General features: G+C 50.7%; 16 protein-coding genes. 4 read left to right on the top strand and 12 right to left on the bottom strand.

What is annotated here, in order from left to right; all coding sequences use genetic code 11:
- Positions 1–53 precede the first annotated feature (53 nt).
- The gene (locus EPD17_RS06095; protein WP_132052630.1) at positions 54–1,481 is read right to left on the bottom strand and encodes a Gfo/Idh/MocA family protein; all 1,428 of its coding nucleotides are present in this window, start codon (positions 1,479–1,481) and stop codon (positions 54–56) included.
- Positions 1,482–1,939: 458 nt separating this feature from the next.
- Here EPD17_RS06095 and nagB point away from each other — a divergent pair, with 458 nt between their 5' ends.
- The 4 genes from nagB (at position 1,940) to EPD17_RS06075 (ending at position 7,009) form a co-directional block, all read left to right on the top strand.
- Positions 1,940–3,862 (top strand): glucosamine-6-phosphate deaminase, encoded by a 1,923-nt coding sequence (gene nagB, locus EPD17_RS06090; RefSeq protein ID WP_132052628.1) that lies wholly within the window; start codon positions 1,940–1,942, stop codon positions 3,860–3,862.
- 66 nt (positions 3,863–3,928) lie between these two features.
- Entirely contained in the window at positions 3,929–4,570 is a 642-nt protein-coding gene (locus EPD17_RS06085; protein ID WP_132052626.1) for a carbohydrate-binding family 9-like protein, read from the top strand.
- A 29-nt stretch (positions 4,571–4,599) separates the two neighbouring features.
- A complete protein-coding gene (locus tag EPD17_RS06080; protein WP_132052624.1) occupies positions 4,600–5,637 on the top strand; it encodes a LacI family DNA-binding transcriptional regulator in 1,038 nt (345 codons plus the stop codon).
- Positions 5,638–5,953: 316 nt separating this feature from the next.
- On the top strand, positions 5,954–7,009 hold the full coding sequence (locus EPD17_RS06075; RefSeq protein WP_132052622.1) for a phosphotransferase enzyme family protein: 1,056 nt from the start codon (positions 5,954–5,956) through the stop codon (positions 7,007–7,009).
- A 169-nt stretch (positions 7,010–7,178) separates the two neighbouring features.
- Here the strand turns inward: EPD17_RS06075 and EPD17_RS06070 are convergent, their stop codons facing one another.
- From EPD17_RS06070 to EPD17_RS06015, 11 genes are all read right to left on the bottom strand, one after another.
- Positions 7,179–8,594 (bottom strand): arylsulfatase, encoded by a 1,416-nt coding sequence (locus tag EPD17_RS06070; protein WP_132052620.1) that lies wholly within the window; start codon positions 8,592–8,594, stop codon positions 7,179–7,181.
- Between the two features lie 282 nt (positions 8,595–8,876).
- The gene (locus EPD17_RS19890) at positions 8,877–11,450 is read right to left on the bottom strand and encodes a family 20 glycosylhydrolase (protein WP_165929540.1); all 2,574 of its coding nucleotides are present in this window, start codon (positions 11,448–11,450) and stop codon (positions 8,877–8,879) included.
- Positions 11,451–11,501: 51 nt separating this feature from the next.
- The gene (locus tag EPD17_RS06055) at positions 11,502–12,416 is read right to left on the bottom strand and encodes a DMT family transporter (RefSeq protein ID WP_132052618.1); all 915 of its coding nucleotides are present in this window, start codon (positions 12,414–12,416) and stop codon (positions 11,502–11,504) included.
- Positions 12,417–12,593: 177 nt separating this feature from the next.
- Positions 12,594–13,781, bottom strand: a complete 1,188-nt coding sequence (locus tag EPD17_RS06050) for an AGE family epimerase/isomerase (RefSeq protein ID WP_132052616.1) — start codon at positions 13,779–13,781, stop codon at positions 12,594–12,596.
- A gap of 4 nt (positions 13,782–13,785) precedes the next feature.
- Positions 13,786–15,876: a GDSL-type esterase/lipase family protein gene (locus EPD17_RS06045; RefSeq protein WP_132052614.1), complete on the bottom strand. Its 2,091-nt coding sequence runs from the start codon at positions 15,874–15,876 to the stop codon at positions 13,786–13,788.
- Between the two features lie 11 nt (positions 15,877–15,887).
- The gene (locus EPD17_RS06040; protein WP_132052612.1) at positions 15,888–17,456 is read right to left on the bottom strand and encodes a sialidase family protein; all 1,569 of its coding nucleotides are present in this window, start codon (positions 17,454–17,456) and stop codon (positions 15,888–15,890) included.
- A gap of 23 nt (positions 17,457–17,479) precedes the next feature.
- Positions 17,480–18,721 (bottom strand): MFS transporter, encoded by a 1,242-nt coding sequence (locus EPD17_RS06035; RefSeq protein ID WP_132052610.1) that lies wholly within the window; start codon positions 18,719–18,721, stop codon positions 17,480–17,482.
- Between the two features lie 176 nt (positions 18,722–18,897).
- Positions 18,898–20,010 (bottom strand): hypothetical protein, encoded by a 1,113-nt coding sequence (locus EPD17_RS06030; protein WP_132052608.1) that lies wholly within the window; start codon positions 20,008–20,010, stop codon positions 18,898–18,900.
- A 170-nt stretch (positions 20,011–20,180) separates the two neighbouring features.
- Complete coding sequence (locus EPD17_RS06025) at positions 20,181–21,119, bottom strand: dihydrodipicolinate synthase family protein (protein ID WP_132052606.1); 939 nt, start codon at positions 21,117–21,119, stop codon at positions 20,181–20,183.
- A gap of 86 nt (positions 21,120–21,205) precedes the next feature.
- Positions 21,206–22,738, bottom strand: a complete 1,533-nt coding sequence (gene nanU, locus EPD17_RS06020) for a SusD family outer membrane lipoprotein NanU (RefSeq protein WP_132052604.1) — start codon at positions 22,736–22,738, stop codon at positions 21,206–21,208.
- Between the two features lie 19 nt (positions 22,739–22,757).
- Positions 22,758–26,051, bottom strand: coding sequence for a SusC/RagA family TonB-linked outer membrane protein (locus EPD17_RS06015; protein ID WP_132052602.1), 3,294 nt, complete (start codon positions 26,049–26,051; stop codon positions 22,758–22,760).
- Positions 26,052–26,239 lie beyond the last annotated feature (188 nt).

Genomic DNA, 26,239 nt, shown 5'->3' with positions numbered 1-26,239 from the left:
AGCGCACAAGTCGTTTTATTGAATGAATCTTTTGTGCTAACGAGACAGGTTTATTACAATGCTTTTTTACGCACCGCGGTATTACCACCGCCGTCCAGCGTCAGGTTTACTACCTTATTGGTTTTCCATGCACCACGGGTAAAATCGGGCACATCAACCGTACGTGATTTCTTGGCAACCGAACGTTCGCTCAGCGGGCCAACAGCACTCCACAACACACCATCATACACATCCTGGTCCAGCGGCAAGCCGTTGCGCAGGCAATCGATCAGGCGCCAGTCCATGATGAAGTCCATACCACCATGACCACCAATTTGCTTGGCTATTTCGCCAACATGCTTGATGATGGGTGGCGTGTATTTGGCATACAGCTCTTTCAGTTCTTCGCTCTTTACCCAGCTGTGGCCAAATGCAATGCGCTCCGGCGCCGGGTATTTTTGTGCTGCACCTTTGGTGCCGCTGATCATGTGGATGCGGGAGTATGGCCTTGGCGATGTAACATCGTGCTGGATCATGATGGTTTTACCCTTGTCGGTATGCATTAGCGTGGTGTTCATATTACCGCGGTAAGTTTTACCAGCAAAAGGTGCATAAAACGGGTCTTGCGCTGCTTTTTCCCTGGCCATTGCACCCATCATAAAATCGCCGCTCGACATCGAAACAAGATGGCTCAATTTATCGCCCCGGTTGATATTGAGGCACTGCGCCACCGGGCCTAATCCATGCGTAGGATAGAGGCTGCCGTTGCGGAAATTTTCTTTTAAGCGCCACATATCTGCGTAGCCGGTTTTGCTAAAATTCAGGTCGCGCAGGTCGTGGATATAAGCGCCTTCTGCATGCACCAGTTCGCCAAACATACCGTTGCGGGCCATGTTCAGCGTGAGCATTTCAAAAAAGTCGTAGCAGCAGTTTTCCAGCATCATGCAATGCTTGCGGGTCTTTTCCGATGTTTCCACCAGCTGCCAGCATTCGTCCAAGGTTACGGCAATGGGCACTTCGCAGGCAACATGTTTTCCATGCTCCATGGCATATACCGACATGGGCGTGTGCAAGTGCCATGGCGTGCAGATGTACACCAGGTCCAGCTCCTCGTTGTTGATCATGTCTTTCCACCCGTTTTCACCGCTGTACTCCTTTGCTTTGGGCAGGCCTTTTTTGGTTAAATAAGCCTGCGCATCACTGGCACGTTTGGGATCTTTATCGCACAGCGCTTTTATCTCCACGCCTTCAATATGCGAAATGCGGTCGACGGCGCCGGGGCCACGCATGCCCAGCCCGATAAAGCCGATCCGCACCTTGTCGATTTTTGGCGCAGCATAACCGCTCATGTTAAAACGCTGGCCACGTGCCGCCCAGTCGTAGGTGCGTTGCAAGGCTTCGTCTTTTGCTGCATCTGTAGCGGCCCAAGCGGGCAGGCCAACGGCCAGTGCGCCGGAGCCTAAAGTTATATTGCGAAGAAAGCTTCTGCGGTTTGTACTCATAATGGAAGCGTCGTGTGTTTTAGTGGGTGAAAGAAATGGTGCTGTGCCGAACATTGCAACGCGGCGTGCAACTACCCGGTGCCTGTAACAACAGGAGTGACGCCGGTTTGCCAAAGGTAAAATTTTCTTTGCCGGGCCGCAGCACAGCAGGCAAAATGAACAAACGTTTGCACAATGCGCTAGTAACACAATACAATGAGGGCTGCAAGCATTTTATCTAAAAAATACAGCATTCCATGCTGTAGGGCGTCTTCTTTTTTAACAACAGAAACCCTTGTCCCTAATTAAATACAGCTATTCCAAATGCACAGTAGCGCACAGAGCTGAGCCTGGACAAAAGCAAACAACAATTTGTGTTGCTGTCAACATTGATGACACAACCTTTGACTTGATCAAACGATTGCGCCAACATGGGGGCACTATATTGAATAAGTTTGGCGCAGCAAATCATTCCATTCATGATCACCGAAACAATAGTGCCACACCAGTTGTATGCCTACGAAAAAATTGCCACCAAAATATATGCGTCGGCAGTGGATGCCTCCGGCGCTGTAGCGCAGGAAATAGCAAACATTATCCGCCAACGTGCAGGCGAAGGAAAATGGGCCGTGCTGGGACTGGCAACGGGCTCAACGCCCAAAAGAGTGTACACCGAACTCATACGCATGTACCGGGAAGAAGGACTGAGTTTTAAAAACGTAGTTACATTCAACCTCGATGAATATTTTGGATTGCCCGCCGATAACCTGCAGAGCTACCGGCATTTTATGCAGGAAAATTTATTTGCGCATGTCGACATTGACGGGATCAATTGCTTTATCCCCGACGGCACCACGCCGCAGGACAGCGTAGCCCGCCATTGCGACGATTACGAACAAAAAATCGAAGCATACGGCGGCATCGATTTTCAACTATTGGGCATTGGCCGCAACGGGCATATTGGGTTCAACGAACCGGGTTCGCATGAAGCATCACGTACCCGCCTCATTACTCTTGATCATGTTACGCGGTCGGATGCAGCGCCTGAGTTTGGTGGCATGGCCCGTGTGCCGCGCAAAGCCATTACGATGGGTGTGGGCACCATTTTAAAAGCCAAACGTGTAGTATTGCTTGCCTGGGGCGAACGCAAATCGGGCATTTTAAAACAAGCCATCGAAGGCCCGGTTACCGAGTTTGTGCCCGCATCGTATTTGCAGGGCCACCACAATGTTGCGTTTATTTTAGACGAAGCCGCCGCAGCCGATTTAACCCGCAGAAAAGCTCCGTGGCTCACCGACGAAGTGGTGTGGGATAATGCGCTGATCAAAAAAGCAGTAACGCAACTGGCGCTTACATTGGGCAAGCCTATTTTAAAACTCACCAACAACGACTACAACGAAAATGGCCTGAGCAGCCTGCTGGCGCTGCACGGCCAGGCATACGATATCAACATCGAAGTGTTCAACCACCTGCAGCACACCATTACCGGCTGGCCCGGCGGCAAGCCCAATGCCGACGACTCGAACCGGCCGGAACGGGCGGAGCCAGGGAGGAAAAGAGTGCTGATTTTCAGCCCACACCCCGATGATGACATCATCTCGATGGGCGGCACCTTTCAGCGCCTGGTGGACCAGGGCCACGAGGTACATGTGGCCTATCAAACATCAGGAAATATTGCGGTGGCCGATGATGAAGCATTTCGCTTTATAGAGTTTGTAAAGGACTACAATAGCAAGTTCAATGTGCAGTGTGCGGCATCGGAAAAAATTTACGAGGATGCGCACTACTTTTTGCAAAACAAACGCAATGGCGAACGGGATATTGATGCACTCAAATTTGTAAAAGGCATCATCCGCCAGGGCGAGGCAAAAGCAACCTGCAGGTTTGTAGGCATCCCGGAAGAGCAAGTACATTTTCTAAACCTGCCTTTTTACGAAACCGGCACTATTGAGAAAAAGCCAATTGGTGAAGCGGATTACGAGATCATTACCAACATCATTGCACAGGTAAAGCCGCACCAGATCTACGCGGCCGGCGACCTGGCCGACCCGCACGGCACACACCGCGTTTGCCTCGAAGGCGTGTTTGAAGCAGTGCGCCGGCTGAAAGGCGAACCGTTCATGGCCGACTGCTGGATATGGCTGTACAAAGGTGCCTGGGCCGAATGGGATATTGACCAAATTGAAATGGCAGTACCTATGAGTCCCGACCAGGTTTTAAAGAAAAGGCACGGTATCTTTAAACACCAGTCGCAGAAAGATGGTGTAGTGTTTCAGGGCAGCGACCAGCGGGAGTTTTGGCAACGTGCCGAAGACCGCAACAAAGCCACCGCCGACCAGTATAACAAGCTGGGGCTTGCCGAGTACGAGGCGATGGAAGCTTTTGTACGCTGGCGGTTTTAAGGAGTTCAATCAACTAAATTGTATACAGCAGCCACCAACAAATTGGTGGCTTGCTTTTAGCGCAACATGCAGCAACTCATTGTTCCATATTTACCGGGCATAACACCACACACACCACCTGATGCATTGATAACAAAAGTGCAGGCACTGGCGCAACATACACTTGCACACCAGCCGTGGCCGCAATTTGCAACCGATGCAACAATAAGCTTTCGCATTGCTTATACCGATGACAGAATTGTACTGCTATATGAAGTGCAGGAAAGGCAAATAAGGGCGGAAAACAAAACAATCAACAGCCCGGTGTACGAAGACAGTTGCGTAGAATTTTTTATTGCAACGGCCGAAGAAGGGTATTACAATTTTGAATTCAATTGCATTGGCACTGCGTTGGGTGCATACGGTAACAGCAAAGAGCAACGTGAATTTTTACCAGATACTTTGGTGAAGGCAATTACCACACACAGCCAGGTGGCGCAAACAGCAGCCGGAATGTACCACTGGCAGTTGTTGGTGCAAATTCCGTTTGGCGTATTACAAAATCACCAGCCTGAAAAATGGCCCGGCCTGCAATGCATGGGCAATTTTTATAAATGCGGCGACAAGTTAGCTGCGCCTCATTTTTTGTCGTGGACGCCCATTGATGCCCCGCAACCCAATTTTCATTTACCGCAGTATTTTGGCTATTTGCAGTTTGAAAGGCAGTAGCTTACCAACAACATTGAACCTTGCAGCATATGGACAACAAGCTTCCCACCATTAAAGAAATTGCCCGTCGCCTGAACGTGTCGGTTTCCACTGTTTCAAGGGCCCTGAGCGATCATCCGCGTATTGGCCTGCGCACCAAAATGCGGGTGCAGCAGCTGGCTGCCGAACTGGGTTATGAGCCCAATGCACAAGCCATCTTTTTCAAGCAAAAAAGAACATTTGTTATTGGTGTGATCCTGCCTTTCATCAGGGAAGAATTTTTTTCGCAGGCCATCAGCGGCATCGAAACGGCAGCGATGGAACACGAATACACCATACTGTTTGGCCAAAGCTACGACGACCCCGAGCGGGAAAAGAAAGTGGTGGAAGCAATGAAAAAGCAACGCATCGACGGGCTCATTATTTCCTTATCGAAACACACACAGAACTATAGCCACCTGCTGGCGCTGGATAAATACAATATCCCTATTGTATACTTCGACCGGGTGCCACCCAAGGAAGCGCACAAAGTATATTGCAACCTGTATAAAGGCACCGTTGAAATGGCGGGCTGGCTCATTAGCCGCGGGTATAAACGCATAGGATTGATCAACGGACCTGCAAAGTTGGAAGCATCGAAAGAACGATTGAATGGATACATTGAAGGCATCTCGAAAAAAAAGCTGAAAGTAGACATGCAACTAGTGGAGGAATCGGACTTTTCAAAGGAGGGAACATTTGCCGCCATGAAAAAATTGTTGTCGATGAAAAACCCGCCCAATGCGCTCATCTCGTTCAACGATTACATACATATGGATGCCGTGCAGTATGCCCAAATGCACAACATACAGGTAAATAAAGACATTGTTTTTGTGAGCTACGCCAACCTGCCCATTACAGGCTACACCGCGCATCCGCCGCTTATTTCAATTGAACAGTATCCGTATGGACAAGGCGAGAAAGCAATGGAAATGATGATCCGCATCCTGAATGAAAAAAGTGAATCGGAAGCTGCGGACAGCAATTATTATGTTGAAGAATTAGCGCCAACACTGGTGGCTTATCAGCAACCACCGATCATTATGTAATACATAGGACAGCGTACTAATATTGCATCCAAACCCTTGTCCATACCGGCCTGAAGCGGCATTGCACCAACTTCATTTTGTGCCATCGTTTGCGCAGGGCCGGTCAGGCTTTTTGCTGTTTTTGTGTAGTACTTTGCTCTTGTTATCAACTGCAATGGTTCCTGTCCATGTATTGTTTCTTTAATACAAACAAATAAACCGGCACCGTTGCATTGCGGTCACCTTTGTTTCCCTTGCAATGCTACTGATCCCGGCAAAGCAAGCAACGGCATTATTTTTTGTGGCTTAAATCAAACCTGTAACGCGCCTATTATTCATGACGTCACATTCCATTTTACCCTCTTTTGGGCTGCAAGAACAACCGTTGCAGGTAGAAGCCTTTGGCTCTGGCTTGATCAATAGTACCTGGAAAGTTACTACTGCAGGCCGGGAATATATTTTGCAAAAAGTAAACGACGCGATCTTTACCCGGCCCGAAAAAATTGCGCACAACGTACGGATGATTGCAGGCTATTTGCAGCAGTACCATCCCGACTATCTTTTTATTGCACCCATTGCCGCAACCGACGGTGCAGAAATGATTTACCGCAAAGGCGAAGGGTTTTTCCGGCTGTTTCCGTTTGTGCCCCACTCCCACTCAATCGACGTGGTGGAAACACCCGTACAGGCATCTGAAGCGGCTGCACAGTTTGGCAGGTTTACCCGCATGCTTACCGGTATGGATACAAGCGGGCTGGAAATAACACTGCCCGAATTTCACAACCTCAATCTGCGTTACCAGCAATTCAGGGAAGCACAGGAAAAGGGCAACAGCCAGCGTATTACAGCATGCCGTTCGATGATTGAAGCACTGGAAGGCCATGCAGGCATTGTTGAACGTTTTGAGCAAATCAAAAACAATCCTGAATTTAAGCTGCGGGTGACCCACCACGATACCAAGATCAGCAATGTGCTGTTTGATGCGCAGGGCAAAGGCATTTGTGTGATTGACCTGGATACCGCCATGCCGGGTTATTTTATTTCGGATGTTGGCGATATGATGCGCACCTATCTTTCGCCGGTGAGTGAGGAGGAGGCAGACTACAGCAAAATTGAAGTGCGGGATGAATTTTATAAAGCCATTGTAGCCGGCTATTACGGCGAAATGAAAGATGAACTGACGGCTACGGAGCAAGGCCATTTCCTTTACGCGGGGCTGTTTATGATCTACATGCAGGCACTGCGTTTTTTAACCGACTACCTCAATAACGACCAATACTATGGCGCCCGCTACCCCGACCAAAACAAGGTGCGGGCCGGCAACCAATTGTGTTTGCTGCAACGACTGCTGGAGAAGAAGGAGTTGTATGAAAGTGCGGCGATTTGTGGGTAGTAATAATTAGCACATCATTCCAACCAACTATGCGCTTGTCTTTCCAAATACCATTGTTCAAAAGAAGCCTACAATCCCATTCTATTTGCTGGCAATACCTTTATGCTAACAACTTGTATTTAATCATAGTTAGCATACAATAGCGGTTGTGCGAATTTGACCAAAAATCCTACTGAGCCCCTTGCGATCCGGCAATCAACGGAAAAGCCTTGTGCTCAATATGCGCCTCTTTCATAATGGCAGCAATCTTTTGCACGATGCCCGTATGCTCCTTACTGATGTCAGTCGTTTCCTTTGGATCCTTTTCCAGGTCAAATAATTGAATGGGCCCGTTCGGGTTTGCCTTTACTCCTTCCCGCACACCTTTCCATTTACCCATGCGCACTGCCTGCCGACCGCCATCTTCGTGAAACTCCCAATACAAATAAGGCCGCTGTTGCTGCCTGCCTTTGCCTGTCAATACCGGCAGCACCGAAATACCATCCAAGCCTTTTGGAATGGGCTGATTTGTTAGCGCTGCGAACGTTGGCATCAGGTCCCAGAAAGCGCCTGTATAATGGGTCACGCTGCCGCTCCTGATCTTCGATGGCCAGTACGCAATCATGGGCACCCTTATGCCACCTTCGTACAAATCTCTTTTGATGCCGCGTAAGCCGCCGTTCGAATTAAAATATTCGGGCTGGTTGCCGCCTTCACGGTGCGGGCCATTGTCGCTGGTAAATACCACGATGGTGTTTTGCTCCAGGTTCAGTGCTTTTAATTTAGCCATCACTTCACCCACATGTTGATCGAGCTTGGTCACCATTGCAGCATAGGCCGATTTGGGATAAGCCTGCGGTTGGTAGCCTGTTCCTGTCCATGTTGCAGCTACTTGCTGCGGCGTTTCGTTGAAGCTTTTCTTATATGCTTCAAAAATGGAATCACCTGCGGGCAGTTGCAAACCGGCATGCGGCAACGTGTAAGTAAGCAGGAGGAAAAACGGCTGCTCTTTATGTTTTTCCAAAAATGATAATGCCTGTTCCTGTATCAAGTCCGGTGCATACTGCTGCTGGTTCGTTAGCGTATTAGTCAATGCCACACGTTGATCGTTGTGCCACAGGCGCGGCGGAAAAAAGTTGTGCGACTGGCGCTGGCAGTTGTACCCAAAAAACTGGTTGAAGCCTTGCTTGTTGGGTACGCCTTCCGAACCGGGAAAACCGAGTCCCCATTTACCGAACACGCCTGTGGCATAACCTGCGCCCTGCAGCATTTCGGCCATGGTAAATGAAGCCGCCGGCAGTGGTGCCTGGCCTTCGGGCTGAATTTCAAAATTTCCGCGGATGGGTGTATGGCCTGTATGCAAACCAGTCATTAGGGAAGCCCTTGATGGTGCACACACCGAAGTGCCTGCGTAAAAATTAGTGAAACGCATACCGCCTGCAGCGAGTTTATCGAGGTGCGGTGTTCCGATCTTTTGTTGCCCATACACACCAAGGTCGCCATAGCCAAGATCGTCGGCAACAATGAGCACAATATTGGGCCGCTGTGCCTGCATACCCATGCACAACACCAGTAGACAAGTCAGTACTTGAAATCCTTTCCGCATCAACATGTGCAAAGCATTTTGGTAAATAGTACATAGCAGCAGGCAACAGCACTTACTTAAATGCTGTTGCTTCAATTATGCTCATTGAAATTAAGCTTACTGATTCCACAGCCACGGGGCAAACGGTTGCGCAAAATGCAATACCCGTTTGCAAAGCAATGATACAAAAGCAATCATCCTGATGCCGTATTTCTGCGTTGCATCGGATTGCCACCAATAAATCAGCCGTTCGATTGTAGACAATGAATCAGCAGCAGTTGCACGCAATGCAGCCATCAACGCTTATTCACCAACAGGTATAAATGTAAACATCCACTTTACCGGGTTTTGCCAATCCTTTCCCTTAAAACTTGCAATGGGCAGTTTCACCAACACATCGTTCCAGCCCTTTTTCAGCGCCACTTTTGTCGGCTCGCGGTATTCATACCCTTCATCCACCAGCGGCACTTCGGGATGGCCTTTATGCCCGCCGCGTTTCCACCGTGGTGGTGGTATCAAACCACCATTTACCCACACACGGCTTTCCAGGTTGCTCCATGTTCCGGGCAGCGGCGAGTCGGTTGCGGGGGACCGGGAAATATTGTTGAACCCGATCCAGAAATCACCAATGCGGTCATCATCGCTCCAGATTCTTGTTGTTGCGTACCAGGTGGTGTTCTCTTTTGCATCCGCAACGGCGCCTTCAATGAGCGGCGCCCACCAATGCCTGATCACTACGGTGCCGCCCACTACTTCAAGTGATGGCTTTGCCTTGTTTGCATCAAAACCTGCTTCTTCCGGTGCAAAAGCCTGCAGCAGGTTGCCCCTATTTTGGTATGGCCCAAACAACTTCCAAACAGTGTTGGTTTGCCGCACATAAGGGAAAGGCAACCCTTGAAAATAGTTACGCTTATGATCGAGCAAGCGGTCTTCAAACTCGGTAAATACTTTGGTCCTTGCATCGCCCGGCGTGCCCACATTAGCCACCCAACCTTCCCTGCCGCCGCCGCGCCAGCTCCGCTCTGCAAAAGCCAGCATCGCCGGGTAAGCAGCGCTCATTTTAAGCGCATCCTCTTCATGCTCCACACGTCTGTCGGGCCAAAGGCAAATAATGCCGCCAAGTGCCGTTTTACTGCCCACTTCATTGCCACCAATGCGGCGGTTGAAAATGGTTACCACGCTTTCCAACGGGTCCATGTGGTTTAGATATAAATGCCTTGAATCAACATACCGAATGGCAGTGTCGCGTGATATTTTGCCGCCATCATCCATCCACAATTGCCGGATGGTATTGGTGGTAAAATTGCCACCTGGTTCCCAGCCCATCACTTTTTTACCCATGCCTTGCAAAAAAGCAGTGACCTCGGGCACAAAGGCCTTGTTCGTGAACTTTACTTCATCGGCACCAATATGCACCAACGGCACATCATAGGTTTCGACCAATTCTTTTAAAATATTTTTTACAATGATTAACCCACTGTCGCTTTGCATTTCCCATTTCATGGCGCGGGTAAATGCAGCGCTGTGGCCCGGCATATCAATCTCAGGTATCAGGGTAATGTAGCGGTCTTTGCAATAAGCAATCAGCTCCTTCATGTCGGCTTCCGAATAAAATTGTCCCTTATTGCGGATCATATTTTCGGGTGCCGTTAGTTGTGGATATTGCTTGATGGCTAGTCGCCAGGCAATGTCTTCGGTGAGGTGAAAATGAAAAACATTGAGCTTATACTTCGCCATCACATCAATTTGCTGCTTCAGCAATTGCATCGATTGGTAGTTGCGCCCCACATCTACCATATAACCGCGCCATGCAAATGCGGGTTTATCGGTAATGCTGCAGGCATCAATGGTGGAGCTGTTGCGCATCAGTTGCAGCAGCGTTTGCACCCCGTAGAAAATCCCCTGCGGTGCATTGGCAGTGATCGTTATTTTTTGTGGCGTTGCCTCCAGTTGGTATGCTGCGTCCTTTTCAATGGTTGCCGGGATATTGCCCAAACGCAACTCAATATGCGGCCCCTTTGCCGGTGCCGTTTTTTGCACCGTTGCCGATATTTCTTTTTCGGTCAACAGTTCCTGCAGCCGTGCAGCTTCACGCTGAAGTGCCGCATTTGTTGCAACAATAACCTGCGTACCGGTCACAGTATAAAATCCTTCCTTCCATTGCAATTGTTGCGGCAGTGGAATCAAAGCTGGCTTTTCCGTAGCATCAAAAACATAAGGATACAACAGGTGTTTCCAAAACAGGTACGCTTCGCCATTGAGGTGCAGGCCATCGTTGGTAAATGACGCCTTTAATTTACCGGCCGCATCGCTGAACGGTGTATGCAGGTCGATATAGGTGTATTGCAATGATGCTGCGTTTTGCGCCAGCGCCGCGTTTACTCTTTTAATAACCGCGCCATTGCCTGTGTGCCCGCCAAACTTGCGATACACATCATTTACCGGTAAAATGCTTTGCACATATACCTGCGTTGCAGGCGATTGTTGGCGCAGTTGGCGCACCGCGCTAAAAATATTTTGCTGCAGGCTGTCGGCAGGCACTTTGCGGGCCAGATCGTTGGTCCCGATCATTAGAAAAACCTTGGCCGGTTTGCGTGCCGCCACTTCATCAATGCGGTGCAAAATGCCTGCCGACACATCGCCGCTGATGCCACGGTTTTTGATCCGCAGGTCGCCGAACAATTCGTTCCACTCCGCGCCGTCGTTGATGCTGTTGCCCAGGAAAATAATATCACCTTTCGTTTGCGGCAGGCTTTTAAAATGACTGACCCGCTGGTGGTAATAAGTGGAAAACAAACTGTCGTGCAGCCTTGGTTGCGCCAGCAATAATTGCGGAAAACAAAGGAAAAAGTTCAGTACAAAAATCAGGGACTTCATATGCAAGGGAATAAACAATTCAACTAGGAAAACGAAACGTAAACCGCTCTATCAATCGCTACGTTGCGCCACCGCCAGGCCCAGAATTACCAGCAACACGCCAATTGCGGTATAGCCGCTCAACCGGTCGTGTACCAGCCAGCGGGCAATGGCAAAGCCAAACAGGGGACAAAGAAATAACCACATGCCTGCACGGGTGGCATTGGTACGCAGCAGCCACAGCCACAACTGCACGGCCACGATGGAAACAGGCAGCGCCAGCCACAACACCGAACCCCAAAAAGTAGCGTCAAACCGGTTGCTGTTATCGTTATAAAAAACCATAGCAAACGGCAGCAGCAAAGCGCCACCGATGGCGGTTTGCCAGCCATTGATGGCCAGCAGGTGCAGCCCGTTCCATTGCTGTTTTGAAAAATAAAGCGCCGCCGCAGAATAAGCCAGCATGCCCGCAAACAGTATGGCCAGGCCACCTGCAGTTACAGTTGCTTCGCCAAACAACGGCCATGCAGCACAGAGCACACCGGCCATGCACATGCACATGGCCACTACAAACAACGTCGATAATTTTTGCTTGAAAATAAACACGGACATGAACGAAATGAACAGCGGGTTGGTGGCTACCGCCAGTGCGCCGATGCCCGCAGTGACGGTCTGCATGGCCATTACATAACACCCGAGGTAAATGGTTACGTTGAGCACGCCGTAAATGGCCAATTGTTTCCACTCCTTTCCGGCCGGCAGCCGCTGGCGCAAAACCAGGTGACCCAGCACCAACATACACAGGGCTGCCACGCCAAACCGCACCACGGCAATCACCAATGGCTGCGCCACGGCTAGTCCAATTTTAGTGGCCGTTGAGGCCGACGCCCACAACACTGCGAATAGGATGCCTGCAGCAACCCACAAGTATTTTTTCCTGCCATCTTTCTCCAACGGTACAGTTCCAGTTTGCAATTGCCGGGTCATTGGTGCGCTATTTTAAAATCTATAAACCTGCCTACTGCAAACAAATTATGAATATCGGTGCACTTGGATTGCACTGATCATTTCAGCAGCCACGCAAAAACTTTAGCATGCTGTCAGCACATATAATTTACCTGTGCCACTCCCTGCCCTCCGTGTCTCCGTGGTTTAAAACGGAGCTCATTTCATCCCTAAATGCTGCGCCAACAGTTGCCTGCAATACCACTCCTGCCGCGGCAGGTGAAAAGGCCCTTTGAACAGGTTGCCTTTAGCCGTTTGCGCCACCGTGCCATCGCGGTGCAGGTAACCGTACCACTCTCCCCGCTCCTTATCCCAAAAATGCGCATAGGCATAGTCGTGAATTTGCTGGTGCCAGCGTGCATATTTCTCGTTGCCGGTCATCAGGTAGGCCAGCAGCGTGGCAATGATGGTTTCGTTTTGCGGCCACCAAAATTTCATGTCCTGCCAATACTCCTGCACCGGCTTGCCATACACATCGCGGAAATAAAGAATACCTCCGTGCTCTTTATCCCAGCCGCGTTCCCACATATAATCGAGCATGCGGCATCCCAATGCAATCAGGTGCGGATCGTTGCCTCGATGGCGTGCTTCCTCCAAAATAAACCATGCCCCTTCAATGGCATGACCGGGGTTGAGCGTACGGCCGTCGATATGATCAATAATGCTGCCATCCGGTGCTACCTGCTCCATCACGCATTGAATATCGTCTTTCACAAAATCCCGCTCTATTTCGGCAATCCATTTCGCAATCCAGCCATCGCAACGATCATCTTCAATGGTGGCCCGCAGTTGCTGCGCCGTATTGATCATGATCATGGGCACGCCAATGCCTTTGGAAGGACGACTGGTTGTATACTTAGGCTGCAATCTCTTTTCACCGGTGGCATAAGCAATACAATCACCAAAAATTTTTCTTGCCTTATCGGCGGCTTCGCTGCTGCCACTTGCTTTTGCATACGCGGCAAATGCAATTACTGCAAATGTTTCGGAAAAAAAATACCTGCGTTTGCGGATCGGTTGCCCATCTCGGGTGACATGAAAAAACATTTGCCCGTCGCTATCGAAACAATACCGATTCAAAAAATCGTAACCCAGTTTTGCGCCCTCCAGCCACTCACTTTTTTGCTCCACTGTATTGTACAGCGTAGCCAGCAACCAGGTGGCGCGGCCTTGTATCCACACTGCTTTATCATCATCAATCAAGGAACCATCCGCATCACGCATCAGCAAAAAACCACCGTGCTCTACATCGAATGAACGGGGAAACCAAAAGGGCACCGTGTCATGCAGTAACTGGTTATTGTAAAACGCGTATAACCGCGACAAATCTGCCGTTGTATAACTCATACTTTTATTGTTGTACGTCCATTTGAAAAGTGGATGCTGGCAATCCCGAAGCGTTGATTAAGTTGGCATCGGTAAATGGTTGCCACCCGTATTGCACGGTCTTTATTTGTTCACCAACCGGCGCCTGCAATAAAATTCGATTTTGCTGAATAGTAGCAATTGGTTTTATTGTAATACCCTTTTTATTGACCAATGTAAAGCCACGCAAGGCTTTCCCATCACTTGTGGACAATTGTTTGCCTGCATAGTTGAAATGCACTTCAATGCCTTTTGCTGTATGCACTGCTTTTAGCGGCATGGGACCGTAAGGAACCACGCGATTTTTACCATAGGTAAAATGCAACGCCAGCCGGGCCAGGCGTTCGCCAACCTCTTGCTTCTTTCGTGGGTGCACATCCAGCGAATCACCAACATCGGAAGTAACGGCCATGCCGGAATGAGGTATGTTTTGCAACAACTGCAATTGACTGGCCCTGAACGCCGGCCAAGAAGGCCGGTTGAGCGACGACAACTGCACATAATAAAACGGAAAATCATAGCCCCAATTATTGCGCCAGCTGCGCACCAGTTGTGGCAACAATTGTTCGTGCAATTCAATGTTGTGTGCATTGCTTTCGCCCTGGTACCAAATGGCGCCACTGATCGGAAAATGCACCAGGTCGGCAATGCCTGCTTCGTAGTTATATGCAGGATCGTAGGGATGGCGTTGTTTGGGATTGGTGCTACCCTTCAGGTTCGTATCGGCACGCTGCCGCACCCAAGGTTGAAAAAAATCGGAACTGCGCCAGTTGGTTAAACTATTAACTAAAAGCGGGTGATGTTCCAGCGAATACCGGTCGATCCACGACTCAGTTGTGGAGCCGCCTACCGCCACTTGTATCAGCCCTATGGGCACGTCCACTTGCTGGCGCAAGGCCTGTGCATAATAATATGCCACCGCCGAAAACTTCTTAGCCGCAACCGAGTCGCACTGCTGCCAGGTGCCTGTAAAATATTGCAGACCGTTTACCTTTTCCAAAGTAGTGCTGTCCCATGCCCGGTTATCGGTTTCAGCAATCGGCTCGCGGTTCAACAAGCGGATGGTGCTACTGCTTTGTGCACGCTGCACTTCACCTGCTTTGTTGATAGCAGCCTGTAATGGAAAATCCATATTCGATTGTCCCGAACACAGCCACACATCGCCTACCAATACATCTTCCAGCACAATGGATTTTACACCGGATGCAATCACTGCTTTATACGGGCCACCCGCTTTCATCGATGGAAAGGTTGCCTGCCAGTTGCCCTGCTCATCCCCTTTTACGACTGTCGTTTTGCCGTTAAAACTTACTTTGATGGATTCATCACGATTGGCTTTTCCCCAGAAAACAATGGGTCGTTCCCTTTGCAACACCATATGCGAGGCAAACACCGGCGCCAATTGCAGCCCGCCCCAGTTGCCGGTTACATGGCTGTATGCTGTTTTTGCAAGTATGGCCGCACCTTGTTCATTTGGATGCAATGCATCCGGAAAAAGATCGGGGCGTACATGCAATGGTGTATGATAATCAATCAGCTCTACGCCGTTGGCAGCGGCTATTTGCGGGATGCGTTTTTGTATTTGCCAAAACCAATCACGGGTGCCCGACAGGAACCTTTTGTGATCGGGAAAAATTGGCGTGAGGCGGCAAATAACGATGCGCATGGCGCCATTTGCTTTGCGCAAAGTATCAATCAGTGCCGTATAATCGGCACCAAACTCGTCGCCGTAATTAGGCCAGTTGCGCGGGTCGGTATCATTTAATCCTAAATGAATTATGGCAATGTCCGGAGCAAAAGCCAACGCATCGGCAAAGGACTTTGTTTTGTTGTACGAGTTGTGCCCTTTGCGCAGCAACGTGGCACCGCTATGCCCAAAGTTGCGCACCTCGTAACCGTTCCCCAACAGTTGTTGTAACTGCGCCGGGTAGGCCGTTGCCGCAGGGTTTTTATGTCCCAATCCAGCCGTCACCGAATTACCAATACAGGCAACCTTGAGTGGCTTTGGCTGCGCCGCGCCGGCCAGGGGCATTAATAACATCCATGCACAACCGAAAAGGTAAAGAAGCTGCCGCATCAACGTCATGCCTATTTAATGATTTCACTTACCGGAACGCGAATAAAATACAGGTCCCGTTCGCCTTCGTACAGCAGTCCCATGGTATTTTCATCAACCGGGGTAAGGGCTGAATAGCCAAACGACCGGCGTTCATCTATCAGCAGCTTATTGCCGGCAGGCCAGGTTTCGCCCAAATCGAGGCTTGCTTTGATGCTCATATCTTCCCGCGCCGTTTGCGAAGCCACATTGCTGAAGAACAGCACATCCTGCAGCGTTCCGCCTGCCCGCACTTTGGCCCTGATGAAACTTGCCATGCACACGGGATCGATCAATGCGCTGTAAGATGTGCGGTGTTCCGTCCAGGTTTTGCCCATATCGGTAGTGGTGGCTACGCTGCGGTAGCGGCCGCGGTTGTCGCGCATATTGAGCATGATGGTGCCAGGCGTTGTTTCTACCAGTTGGGCTTCGGTGGTGTTGCTTTTAGCACCTACACCACTCTTCCATGTAGCGCCATGATCATCGCTGTACACCAGCGTGGAGTGCGGCATGTGTGCACCGTCCCAGTATTGCGCCGGAAAAACAAGGCGTCCGTTTTGCATGGCAATGCCATTGCCGGGCCCGGGGAAAAACAACTTCCACGCCGGATTTTTTACCTGCGGTGTAATGCTGTGCGGCGCCGTCCACGACAGGCCATCATCGCTGCTGCTCACCAGCACAAACTGGCCGGTTTCATCGGGCGACAAACCAGGCTGCGACCCTGCAATGGAGCGGTTGCCCTTACTCCAAAGGGCACTCACCCAAATCTTTTTTGTTACCGGGTCAAACAAAATCGAAGGGTCACCCACGCCGTTGTTTTCGTGTGGTGCACCCATGTCCATGATGACCTTCATCGGCTCCCAAGTGCGGCCGCCATCGGTGCTGCGGCTCATGCCCACATCTACGTTGGCGGGCAAATCGCCAGAGTGTTTGTAGCGAATATCATATACGGCGATAAGGGTTCCTTTGTCGGTGGTAATGATGCCGGGAATGCGATAAGTGTGCACGCTGTCATCCCATGCCTTTCTAACAGCGATGGCTATGCGCTTTGGTACCACATCCGATGCATTTGCAAGGGCGTAGTTGTTGCCGTTGTTATCTGTAACTGCCGTGGCTTGCAACAGCATGGTGCCGTCCATATTTGCTTTGGGTTTTAAAGTGGCACTAACCCATAGGTAGTTCAGGCCTGGTTGCACCTCCATCGACAGCGGAATATTTACCTGCTCCCGGATAGGTGTATGTGTAGCCAGCGGGCTTTTGTTATTGAAACCTGCCTCTGTGCCTGTATGGTACACCTGCAGTAGTTCGATAGCTGCCACTGCGCTGCTATTGAGCGACAACTTTAAACCACTAAGGCGCATGGCCGCACTGCCTGCAGGTACATGCACCCTGATGCGCAGTGTTGGATTGTGGGCCAAACCAATAATTAGCGGCGCCTTTGGCGAATACACCGAAGCAGTGATGCCATTAGCAGCTGTCGGTGCCATCTTTGGACTGCAGCCTACAAAACACAATGCAATAAGCACACAAAGCAATACCTGTTTTACAAATGTCTGTTGCATGGAGGGTTCAATTTTACCCGGCTCTACACCGGCATTTCTTTAAAATCGGCTGCTTTGGGGCGCAGCCCGTACAATTGTATGATGAGTGCTACCAGCACCACGCCGGCAAGCATCGCAAAGTCTTTTCCCAGGTTACCGGCATCGGTCGATTTGCCCAACAAGTCGGTGATGAATGCACCGGCAAACACGCCGGTCATGTTCATTAAACCATAAGCCGTGGCGCGGTACCGGGCCGCCACAAACTGGCAAAGTATGGGCATGTTGTTGGCATCGAACATACCATAGCCAAAACCAAAACAAAACGCAGCGCCAACCACATGCAGCATGGTGCTGCCAAAGCCCACTAGCAAAAGGGCCGGTATGGTAAGGCTTAAACCAATGGCGCTGGTATAAATGCGGCCCCGCAGGTTGCGCTGTACCCACCGGTCGGAAAGGATTCCGCCAAAGATGACGCCCAAAAATGACGACGCTGCAATGGTGATGGTAGACAGCGGCCCGGCGGTAGCCATGTCGATATCCAGGTTTTGTGCAAACAGCGTGGGCAGCCAGTTTTTAACGCCCCAACCCGGCAAGCTGGGTATGGCAAAATAAAACAGCAAGATCCAAAACGAAATGTTGGCAAATAAAATTCCAATCCCCTTAAAAAGCCCGCTGCTCGTTGGCGTTGTAATGCTGTCGGTGGCAACTGTTGCGGTCTTTTGTTCGCGCAGCAAAAACACTAACACGAATGCATAGACGATCCCCACCATTCCAAAGGTTTGAAACGCGGTGGTCCACGAATATTCGTCGGCAATGGTAGCGCCAAAGCCGCCCAGCGCCTGGCCCATGTACAGGCCAGTCATGTGGATGCCTACAGCCAGCGACCTTGTTTTTGCCGAATGAAAATCGGCAATCAGGGATAGGCCCGCAGGAATGTACAAGGCCTCGCTTACACCCATAATAGCCCGCAGCACATACAACTCGTTGAAGGTGGTGGCAAAGCCCATGGCATAGGTTACCGCCGACCATACAAAAAGGCTCACCACGATCAGCCATTTGCGGTTAAAGCGGTCGGCAATCATACCGGCAACAGGACTGGTAAAGCCATAGATCCACAGGAACACTGCCATCAGCCGGCCAAAATTGGTTGCCGATTCCAATTCCGAAATATCCACCTGCATGGATGGCTTCATGGTGGAAAGCATCTGCCGGTCCATGTAATTGAGCAGGGCCACTACCCACAGCAGCGCCACCACAACCCAGGGATAATATTTTTTATGTTGCATCGGTTTGTATTAGTTGTTTGAGGCGGGTGAATGGTGAGTGGTGAATGGGCAATGGTGAGTCGTGAAGCGTGAAACGTCAAACGTGAAATGGCAATCGTGAAACGTCAATCGTGAAACGTCAATCGTGAATCATCGTTTTTCAATCGCAAATCCAAAATCGTACATCGTAAATCTCCTTACTCCAGCTGCGCGGCCAATATATTCGGCGTACGAACACCCGCTTTTATTTCTCCGCTTACAATCAGCACCTGGTTGTTCCAGCGCACCGCGGTTGTGGTAACCGGTACGGCAAAAGGTATAGAGTCTTTTTGGCTCCATACGTCTTTTGCAATATCGTAGTGTAGCATGCGGTCGCTAAAACCCGGGTGGCTTGCCTGCACGGTAATTTTCTGTTGGTTCAATGCTTCTTTTTTCACAGCATCCTGCTCCTGCGCAATAGCATCAATCAGGATTTCGGCACGGTGAAATGTTTCGCCTTTATCACCACCAAATAACCAAATAGAATTGTCTGAAGCGGCAATACCCGTTCCCGCCGATAGTGCATAAGGCAATGATCTTTTTTGTTGCCAAACATTTTTTGCTACATCGAAAGCAAATGCAGTAGCATACAGGCTGCTGATGCCGGATGGATTTTTCTTGCGGCCGCCCAGAAGATAAACCTGCTGGTCATTTTGATGCGGCACTACGGCCAACACTGCATGCGAAACCGGTTGCGGCAATGCGGGCAACGACTGCCACCCAGCGGCGGTATCTTTCAGGTCAAGGCATAGAAAAATATCCAAAGCTTCAGTGGCCGTTTCGCCGCCGGCGAGGTACACATTTCTTCCATCGGTGGTTATTGCAGCATTGGTCAAATCCAGCGGCAGCAAGGGCAAGCGGTCGATGGAAGTTTTTTTTGCCGTGGCATCCCAACGCAACAAGAGCACATCGCGGCTCAGTGCCGACCCCGTTTCGCCACCGGCCACCACTACGCCTTTTGGCGTGGTGCAGTTGGCGCTATAAGCCAGCGAAAAGGGCAGCTTTTCTGTAGCAATCAACCGCAATGAACCATCCTCCTTTTGCTCGTACACAAACAAATCATCGTGGTACTTTTTAGCACCGCCCATCCACGGCATGACACCGGGAAAATTGGCACCGCCACCTACCAGCAGCACGCCATTGTGCACACCTGCTACCGCACCGGCAAGGCCCAGATGCGGCGCACTATTTACACCCTGCGGCAATGTGCCGGCAATATGCCATTGTTTGGGCGCCGCTTCTTTTTGCTGCGCTGTTGCGTAAGTCAACATGGTCAGGAATAATATTAAAAGAGGTCCCTTCATTATTGCAAATTGCTGTTGCGATACAAGCCCACCTTATTTACAAAAAACGCTTCAAGCTATTTTAGCAAGCATAGATAATTGTTCGTGCATTAAGCATTTGATTTGCCTAAATCATTACACCAAAACAATGCATTTTGCTATGCTGCCTCAACCGGCATTTTGGAGCAATACGATTGAAACATCAAGCCATCCACTTCTTTTGAAAAAAGATTGAACTGCGCATCGCTCATGTTGCGCACCGGAAGGCGGAAAGCGCCGCAATCGAGGCCCAGTTTGCGCATGTAAGCCTTGCCGGTGGCAATGCCGCCATATTTACCCAGCAACTCGATCATGTGGATGGATTGCAATTGAAATTGACGCGCTGCTTCCATCTCCCCAGCTTCATAAGCATCGATCATACGGATGTATAACGGTGCCGCATAGTTGTAAGTGCTTCCTACCGCACCTTTTGCACCCAGCGCCAGTGCCGCCAGCATGTTTTCATCGCGGCCCCACAGCATATCGTAGCGGCCTCCATCAAAATGCATGCACGAAAGAAAATCCATAAAATCTTCGTGGGTGTATTTAATGCCCGCAAAATTGGGGATGCGGCCGTGCACGGCCTGCAGCAAGCCTTTCATGCTATAGCCCACGCCGGTAAGCACCGGGATATGGTAGTAATAAAACGGAAGATGGGGCGCCGCCGCGGCCACCTGTGCGCAGGTTTCGGCCAATGCATCTACACTGGCGGGCTTAAAATAAAATGGTGCGGTAAATGCCACGCCATACAGGCCGCAATCGGCTGCATGCTTTGCCAACTCGGTGCTTTCGGCAACGCTGGTACCGCCCACCAGTGTCATTACTTTAAAACCGGCATCGCTGCCCACTGCGGTGGACCACGCTTCGGCAACCGCTTTTTTTTCTGCTACTGAAAGCGAAACGCCTTCACCGGTAGAACCGCAGATAAAAGCACCGGTAACGCCGTTTTCTTTGAGCAGCGCATAGTATTGTGGAATGATGGACAGATTAAGCGTTCCATCGGGATTCATGGGTGTAAATGGTGCGGCAATCAAACCGTTTAAATGTTGCAACTGCATGGTTGGTGTTTTAATAATGTTGGAAAAAGTGCCGGGAACAAGACTATTCCCGGCTACAGATAGTCTGCTATGTGAAACGAACTTTTCTAAAATACGGGATAACCAGGGTTTTGCTGCAAAGCCCTGTTGTTGGTCAGCGACGACCGGTCGATGGGCCACAGCAGCTTGTATGCATCGGCGGGTGTGATGGTGGTGTATTTAAACACATACGCATCGCCCATGCGCCGTAAATCGTACCAGCGTTTGCCCTCGAAAATAAACTCGAAGAAACGCTCCTGCAGGATGGCCTCTTTGGGATCGGCGTCGATTGTCTGGTTCGGAAAACCCTGCACCGCCGCATTGTAGTTGACACCATATGCCCGCTGCCGCACCCTGTTGAGCTCCGTTTCTGGGCTTTCGCCCAGTGCTACTTTGGCTTCTGCCAACAGCAACAGCAAATCGGCATAGCGATAAATGGGAAAATCGTTGGTGTACTGCCTGATGCCCGCCTGTTGCTGGCCTTCGTATTTTTTTACAAATGCACCGGCAATTTGATATTGACCGCCCACCAGGTTGTAAGCAGGTTGTATCGTTGCCCATTTGCGGGTATCCTGGTTGTCGAATTTACGGAACGTGGCCACGGTGATGGGGGCACGCAACAGGCCGCCCCAGTTGTCTTGCGTTACATTGAACTTACGTGCCGCCGCCGAATCGTGGAAGTTGGCAATGAGTCCGGTTTGCGGTGCAAATGAACCGGCAAACGGCAGCCCTGATTCATCGAGCCGGTTGCGGATGGCAAAAATGATCTCCGCATTGCCTTTGTTGTTGGCTTCAAATACGCTGACAAAATTGGGCAGCAGCGTGAGGCCGGGCACGTTGGTTTGGATATCGGTCAGCGCAGTTTTAGCCACGGTTGCATCGCCGGTGCCGCCACCACGATAGCTATTCCATAAATACACTTCGGCTTTCAGCATCAACGTGGCTGCTTTTGACCAAAAACCTTTCTGGTTGCGGAACGAATAATCGTTGCCAAATGCAGCGGCCGATTTTTCAATATCATCCTTAATCAGCGCCATCACTTCGTCTTCGGTTGATGCAGGCTTGGCCAGTGCAGCAATATCGATCGAAGTGGTAGGCTCGGTTTGAATAATAACCTTGCCCCAGGTGCGGTACATGTGGAAATAATAGTAAGCCCGCATGCCGTGGGCTATGCCCAAATAATAAGCACGGTTGGCATCGGTAACCGAATTGATGGTGCCCAGTTTTGAGATGAGCAAATTGAGCTGGTTGATGTTGCTGTAAAAGCCGCCAAAATTGCCCACGCCGGCGTTGTCCATGTCCAGCGTGTTGCCCCAAAGGCGTTCAAAACCCTGTGTGGCCTCGCCGGTAAAAACAGAGCTGGAACCGGGATCGGTGCCAAATATATCGGCACGCATTTCACCCAGTGTTTGAAAGGCAGAAGTATGCGACCGCAAACGTGCATGCACACCGGTTACAAAAGCATCTACCTGGTCGGAGGTTTGCCAGAAATTAGCATCGGAAATGGAGCTCACCGGCGCCAGGTCCAGCCTTTTGCTGCAGGCCGTTGCTACCAGCACCAGGCCCAAAGCAGCGATATACAATGATTTATTTTGTTTCATATAGATCAGCAATTTTTATTTAAAAAGAAACCTGCACACCCAACACATAGGTTTTTGGTGTGGGATAAGTACCTGCATACACACCAGTGGTTATACCACCCGAAACGGGTGGCTCGGGCGACGGACCGCTGAACTTGGTGAGGTAAAACAGGTTGTTGGCACTAACGTACACCCGCGATTGCGACAGCACGCCGGTTTTGGCCAGCACCGAGCGGGGAAACTCGTAGGAAAGGGTCAGCTCACGCAGTGCCAGGTAATCTCCTTTTTCGTAAAACCGGGAGTTGTTGCTGTTGAGCACACCGTTGGCGTTGTTGCTGCGGGTATAATTCTTTTTACCCAGCGGCGCTGCCACCTGGTCGGCGTAGTACACCTTGGGCACATCGGTGCGGGTGTTGGTGGGCGACCAAGCTTCTTTTTGCAAATCAAAATAGTTGAACGTGCCCTGGTAGTTGCCCAGTGTGCGGGCCACCAGGTCGTTGTAAATGGTGTGGCCGGTGGCAAATTCAAAACGGGTGTAGAGCGACAGGCCTTTGTAACCCAGGTTGGCCGAAAAACCGCCGGTCCATTTTGGATAAATATTGCCCATGTACACCTGGTCGCGGCTGTCGATGGTGTCGTTGCGGTCTACATCCAGCCAGTTTACATCGCCGGGTGCTATTTTGCCCGAACCGTAATTCACGCCGGGTCCGCCAATTTGCGCAATAAGATCGCGGCGGGTGTTGGCTTCTTTTACAATTTCTTCCTGGTTTGCAAAAATGGACACCTGCTGGAACGCATAGATATCGCCCATGGAGCGACCTTCCTGCAAACCGCCTACCCATACCACGCGGCCCTGCCTGGGATCGTACACCTGCAGGCCGCCCTGGCGGTTGGCTTCGTTGCCGTTAAAAGGCAGTTCCAAAATTTTATTTTTTACAAAAGATGCGTTGCCACCCAGGTTCAGGCTAAAGCCATTGGGCTGGTTGAGCACGGCTGCATTTACCGATACCTCGATGCCTTTATTCTGGAACGTACCCAGGTTGGTGCGGAACGATCCAAAGCCGGTGTAACTGGGCAGGGAAAGGTTGGTGAGCAGGTCGCTGGTTTTGCGGTTGTAATAATCAAAAATCACCGTGATCTTATTGCGCAGGAAAGCCAAGTCGAGGCCTACGTCAACGGTCTTGCTGTTTTCCCAACGCAGGTTGCTGTTGATCATCGACGTGTTGAGAAACGTAGCAGCGCCGTTGTACAGGCCCTGCCCGCCATAACCGCCCTGCACTTCGTAGCGGCCCAGGCCGGCTACGTTGCCGTTTTCGCCGTAGCTAACGCGGGGCTTAAAGGTGGAGATGTATTTATCGAGGCCCAGGTTTTGGTAAAACGCTTCGTTGTGCAGGTTCCAGCCGGCCGACATGCCGGGGAAAAAGCCCCAGCGGTTGCCCGAAGCAAGGCTGGAAACGCCGTCCCTGCGAAACACGCCGGTAAGCAGAAAGCGGTTGTCGTAATCGTAAGTAAGGCGGCCAAATGAAGACAGGATGCGGTACTCCGATTCGTTTGTATAGTTGTTGCCCGCCACAAACGTGGTGGAGGCATTTACTGTTGGAATATCATCGGTCGGCGCATTGGTGCCCAGCACCTGCATGTCGAACGCCTTGGTGCCAAAATATTCTGCACCCATCATGGCACCTACGGTGTGCCTGTCGGCAAATGTTTTGGTGTAATTGATCACCGCGTTATACTGCTGCTGAAAGCTGCGCTGCCACAGTGCATACGACTGCCGGCTGGTGCTGGCGTATGATTGCGGGGTTGTAAAAATGTTGGTGTAGTTCTGCGTGGCTTTTTGAAACGACTGGTCCAGCTGCTCAAACAGGTAGGCATTACCGGTAGCCCGAACATAGAGGCCCGGCAGGATGTCCCATTTTACAGCGGCATTGGCCGTGATGCGGTTTACCTCGTTTTTGCGCTGCAGGCGGCTGAGCCAGTACAACGGGTTGCCATCGGCCGAACCGTTGCCCGGGTTGGGTTGGGTTTTAGCCGAATCGAGCCAGGGGTTGAATGTGGGCCAAATGGCCATACTGCGGTACAGCGTATTGATTTCGCCGCCAATGGTGCCGTAGTTAGAAGCCGTAGACATGTTGACGCCGGTGCTTACTTCCACGTTGGGCCGCACTTTATACGAGCCGTTGATGTTGCCAGAGTAACGCTTGTATTTGGAGCCGACAATGATGCCGTCTTCGCTATAATAATCAAATGAGGCAAAATATTTACCCTTGTCGTTGCCGCCGGTTACGTTCACGTAGTGGTCCTGCGTGTAGGTATTGCGAAACACTAAGTCTTCCACTTCGCCGCCGTGGTCTTTAAAAATAATGGTGCCTCCGTACGGGTCGCCAACGGTGTCCCAACCCATGTTGAGCAGGTGCGCATTGGTGCCGTCGAACTTGCGGATATCAAACGAAGCCGAATCGGCACGGCTGGCCGGGATGCCATAACCGCGGGATGAATTTACCTGCGATAATGTACGGCCGGAGTTGAAGTTGCCGAGGCGGTTATAGTAAATAAAATCCTTTGCGCCGAAGTAATCATAAATATCGCGGCGTTGGTTGTAGCCGCCAACAAACTTGTACGAAATTTCGGCTTTGCCGCTACGGCCCTGCTTTGTGGTGATCAGGATCACGCCGTTGTTGGCACGGGCACCATAAATAGCGGTTGATGCGGCATCTTTCAACAACTCGATGGAAGCTATGTCTTCCGACGGGATATCGTTGAACGATCGGATCACGCCATCTACCACCACCAGCGGGGCGCCGGGGTTGTTGATGGAGGCGCCACCGCGCAGCAGGATCTGGGGCGCAGCACCGGGCTGGCCGGTACCATTTACCACCTGCAGGCCCGGAACGGAGCCTTGCAGGGCGCCGCCAATGTTGCCGCGGGGCGCACTGGCCAGCACTTCTTTATCGAGCTTGGCAATGGAGGTGGTTACGCTGCGGCGGCTTTGGGTGCCGTAGCCCACTACCACCACTTCGTCCATTTTTCGTTCTTCGCGGGTCAGTAAAATGTTGAGTGAATTTTCATTGGCCAGGGTTACCGATTGCAGGGCAAAACCCACCGAACTGAATTGAATGCGGGCACCCGGCGCTGCTTGTAGGGTAAAGCTGCCGTCGGGGCCGGTTTGTACGCTTTGGCCGCCCTGCACCGAAACGGAAACGCCCTGGAGCGCTTCACCATCGGGGCCGGTAACCTTTCCGGAAATGGTTTTGGTTTGGGCAAATGCTGCAAGCTGCAACAGGAGGGCTGCCAGTAACACCCAAAAGCGTTGAATAGCAAGTGTTTTCTTCATAAAATGGCAAATTCGTTTTTATGTATGACATAATAAACATAGAATGGATTTGCTAAATAGCCAAAGGTTTTCTTACCCGATTCAAACTTTTACTGGCCGAAAATGATCAACGGCACAGGTTTACCTTAATCAAAACTGTTTTATATTATTGAAAATCAATTGTTTAAGCTTCATGTGAAATTTTCCAA

Source organism: Pseudocnuella soli, assembly GCF_004347775.1.
Taxonomy (GTDB): domain Bacteria; phylum Bacteroidota; class Bacteroidia; order Chitinophagales; family Chitinophagaceae; genus Flavisolibacter; species Flavisolibacter aquaticus.
Note: the sequence above shows the minus strand (reverse complement) of the source record. Positions and strands in the feature narration are given on the sequence as shown.

Excerpts from the sequence above, each read along its gene's own strand:
- EPD17_RS06015 (WP_132052602.1), bottom strand. The coding sequence starts at position 26,051 with ATGAAGAAAACACTTGCTATTCAACGCTTTTGGGTGTTACTGGCAGCC.
- EPD17_RS06075 (WP_132052622.1), top strand. The coding sequence starts at position 5,954 with ATGACGTCACATTCCATTTTACCCTCTTTTGGGCTGCAAGAACAACCG.
- EPD17_RS19890 (WP_165929540.1), bottom strand. The coding sequence starts at position 11,450 with ATGAAGTCCCTGATTTTTGTACTGAACTTTTTCCTTTGTTTTCCGCAA.
- nanU (WP_132052604.1), bottom strand. The coding sequence starts at position 22,738 with ATGAAACAAAATAAATCATTGTATATCGCTGCTTTGGGCCTGGTGCTG.
- EPD17_RS06085 (WP_132052626.1), top strand. The coding sequence starts at position 3,929 with ATGCAGCAACTCATTGTTCCATATTTACCGGGCATAACACCACACACA.
- EPD17_RS06040 (WP_132052612.1), bottom strand. The coding sequence starts at position 17,456 with ATGCAACAGACATTTGTAAAACAGGTATTGCTTTGTGTGCTTATTGCA.
- EPD17_RS06070 (WP_132052620.1), bottom strand. The coding sequence starts at position 8,594 with ATGCGGAAAGGATTTCAAGTACTGACTTGTCTACTGGTGTTGTGCATG.
- EPD17_RS06035 (WP_132052610.1), bottom strand. The coding sequence starts at position 18,721 with ATGCAACATAAAAAATATTATCCCTGGGTTGTGGTGGCGCTGCTGTGG.
- EPD17_RS06095 (WP_132052630.1), bottom strand. The coding sequence starts at position 1,481 with ATGAGTACAAACCGCAGAAGCTTTCTTCGCAATATAACTTTAGGCTCC.
- EPD17_RS06080 (WP_132052624.1), top strand. The coding sequence starts at position 4,600 with ATGGACAACAAGCTTCCCACCATTAAAGAAATTGCCCGTCGCCTGAAC.
- nagB (WP_132052628.1), top strand. The coding sequence starts at position 1,940 with ATGATCACCGAAACAATAGTGCCACACCAGTTGTATGCCTACGAAAAA.
- EPD17_RS06030 (WP_132052608.1), bottom strand. The coding sequence starts at position 20,010 with ATGTTGACTTACGCAACAGCGCAGCAAAAAGAAGCGGCGCCCAAACAA.
- EPD17_RS06045 (WP_132052614.1), bottom strand. The coding sequence starts at position 15,876 with ATGCGGCAGCTTCTTTACCTTTTCGGTTGTGCATGGATGTTATTAATG.
- EPD17_RS06050 (WP_132052616.1), bottom strand. The coding sequence starts at position 13,781 with ATGAGTTATACAACGGCAGATTTGTCGCGGTTATACGCGTTTTACAAT.
- EPD17_RS06025 (WP_132052606.1), bottom strand. The coding sequence starts at position 21,119 with ATGCAGTTGCAACATTTAAACGGTTTGATTGCCGCACCATTTACACCC.
- EPD17_RS06055 (WP_132052618.1), bottom strand. The coding sequence starts at position 12,416 with ATGACCCGGCAATTGCAAACTGGAACTGTACCGTTGGAGAAAGATGGC.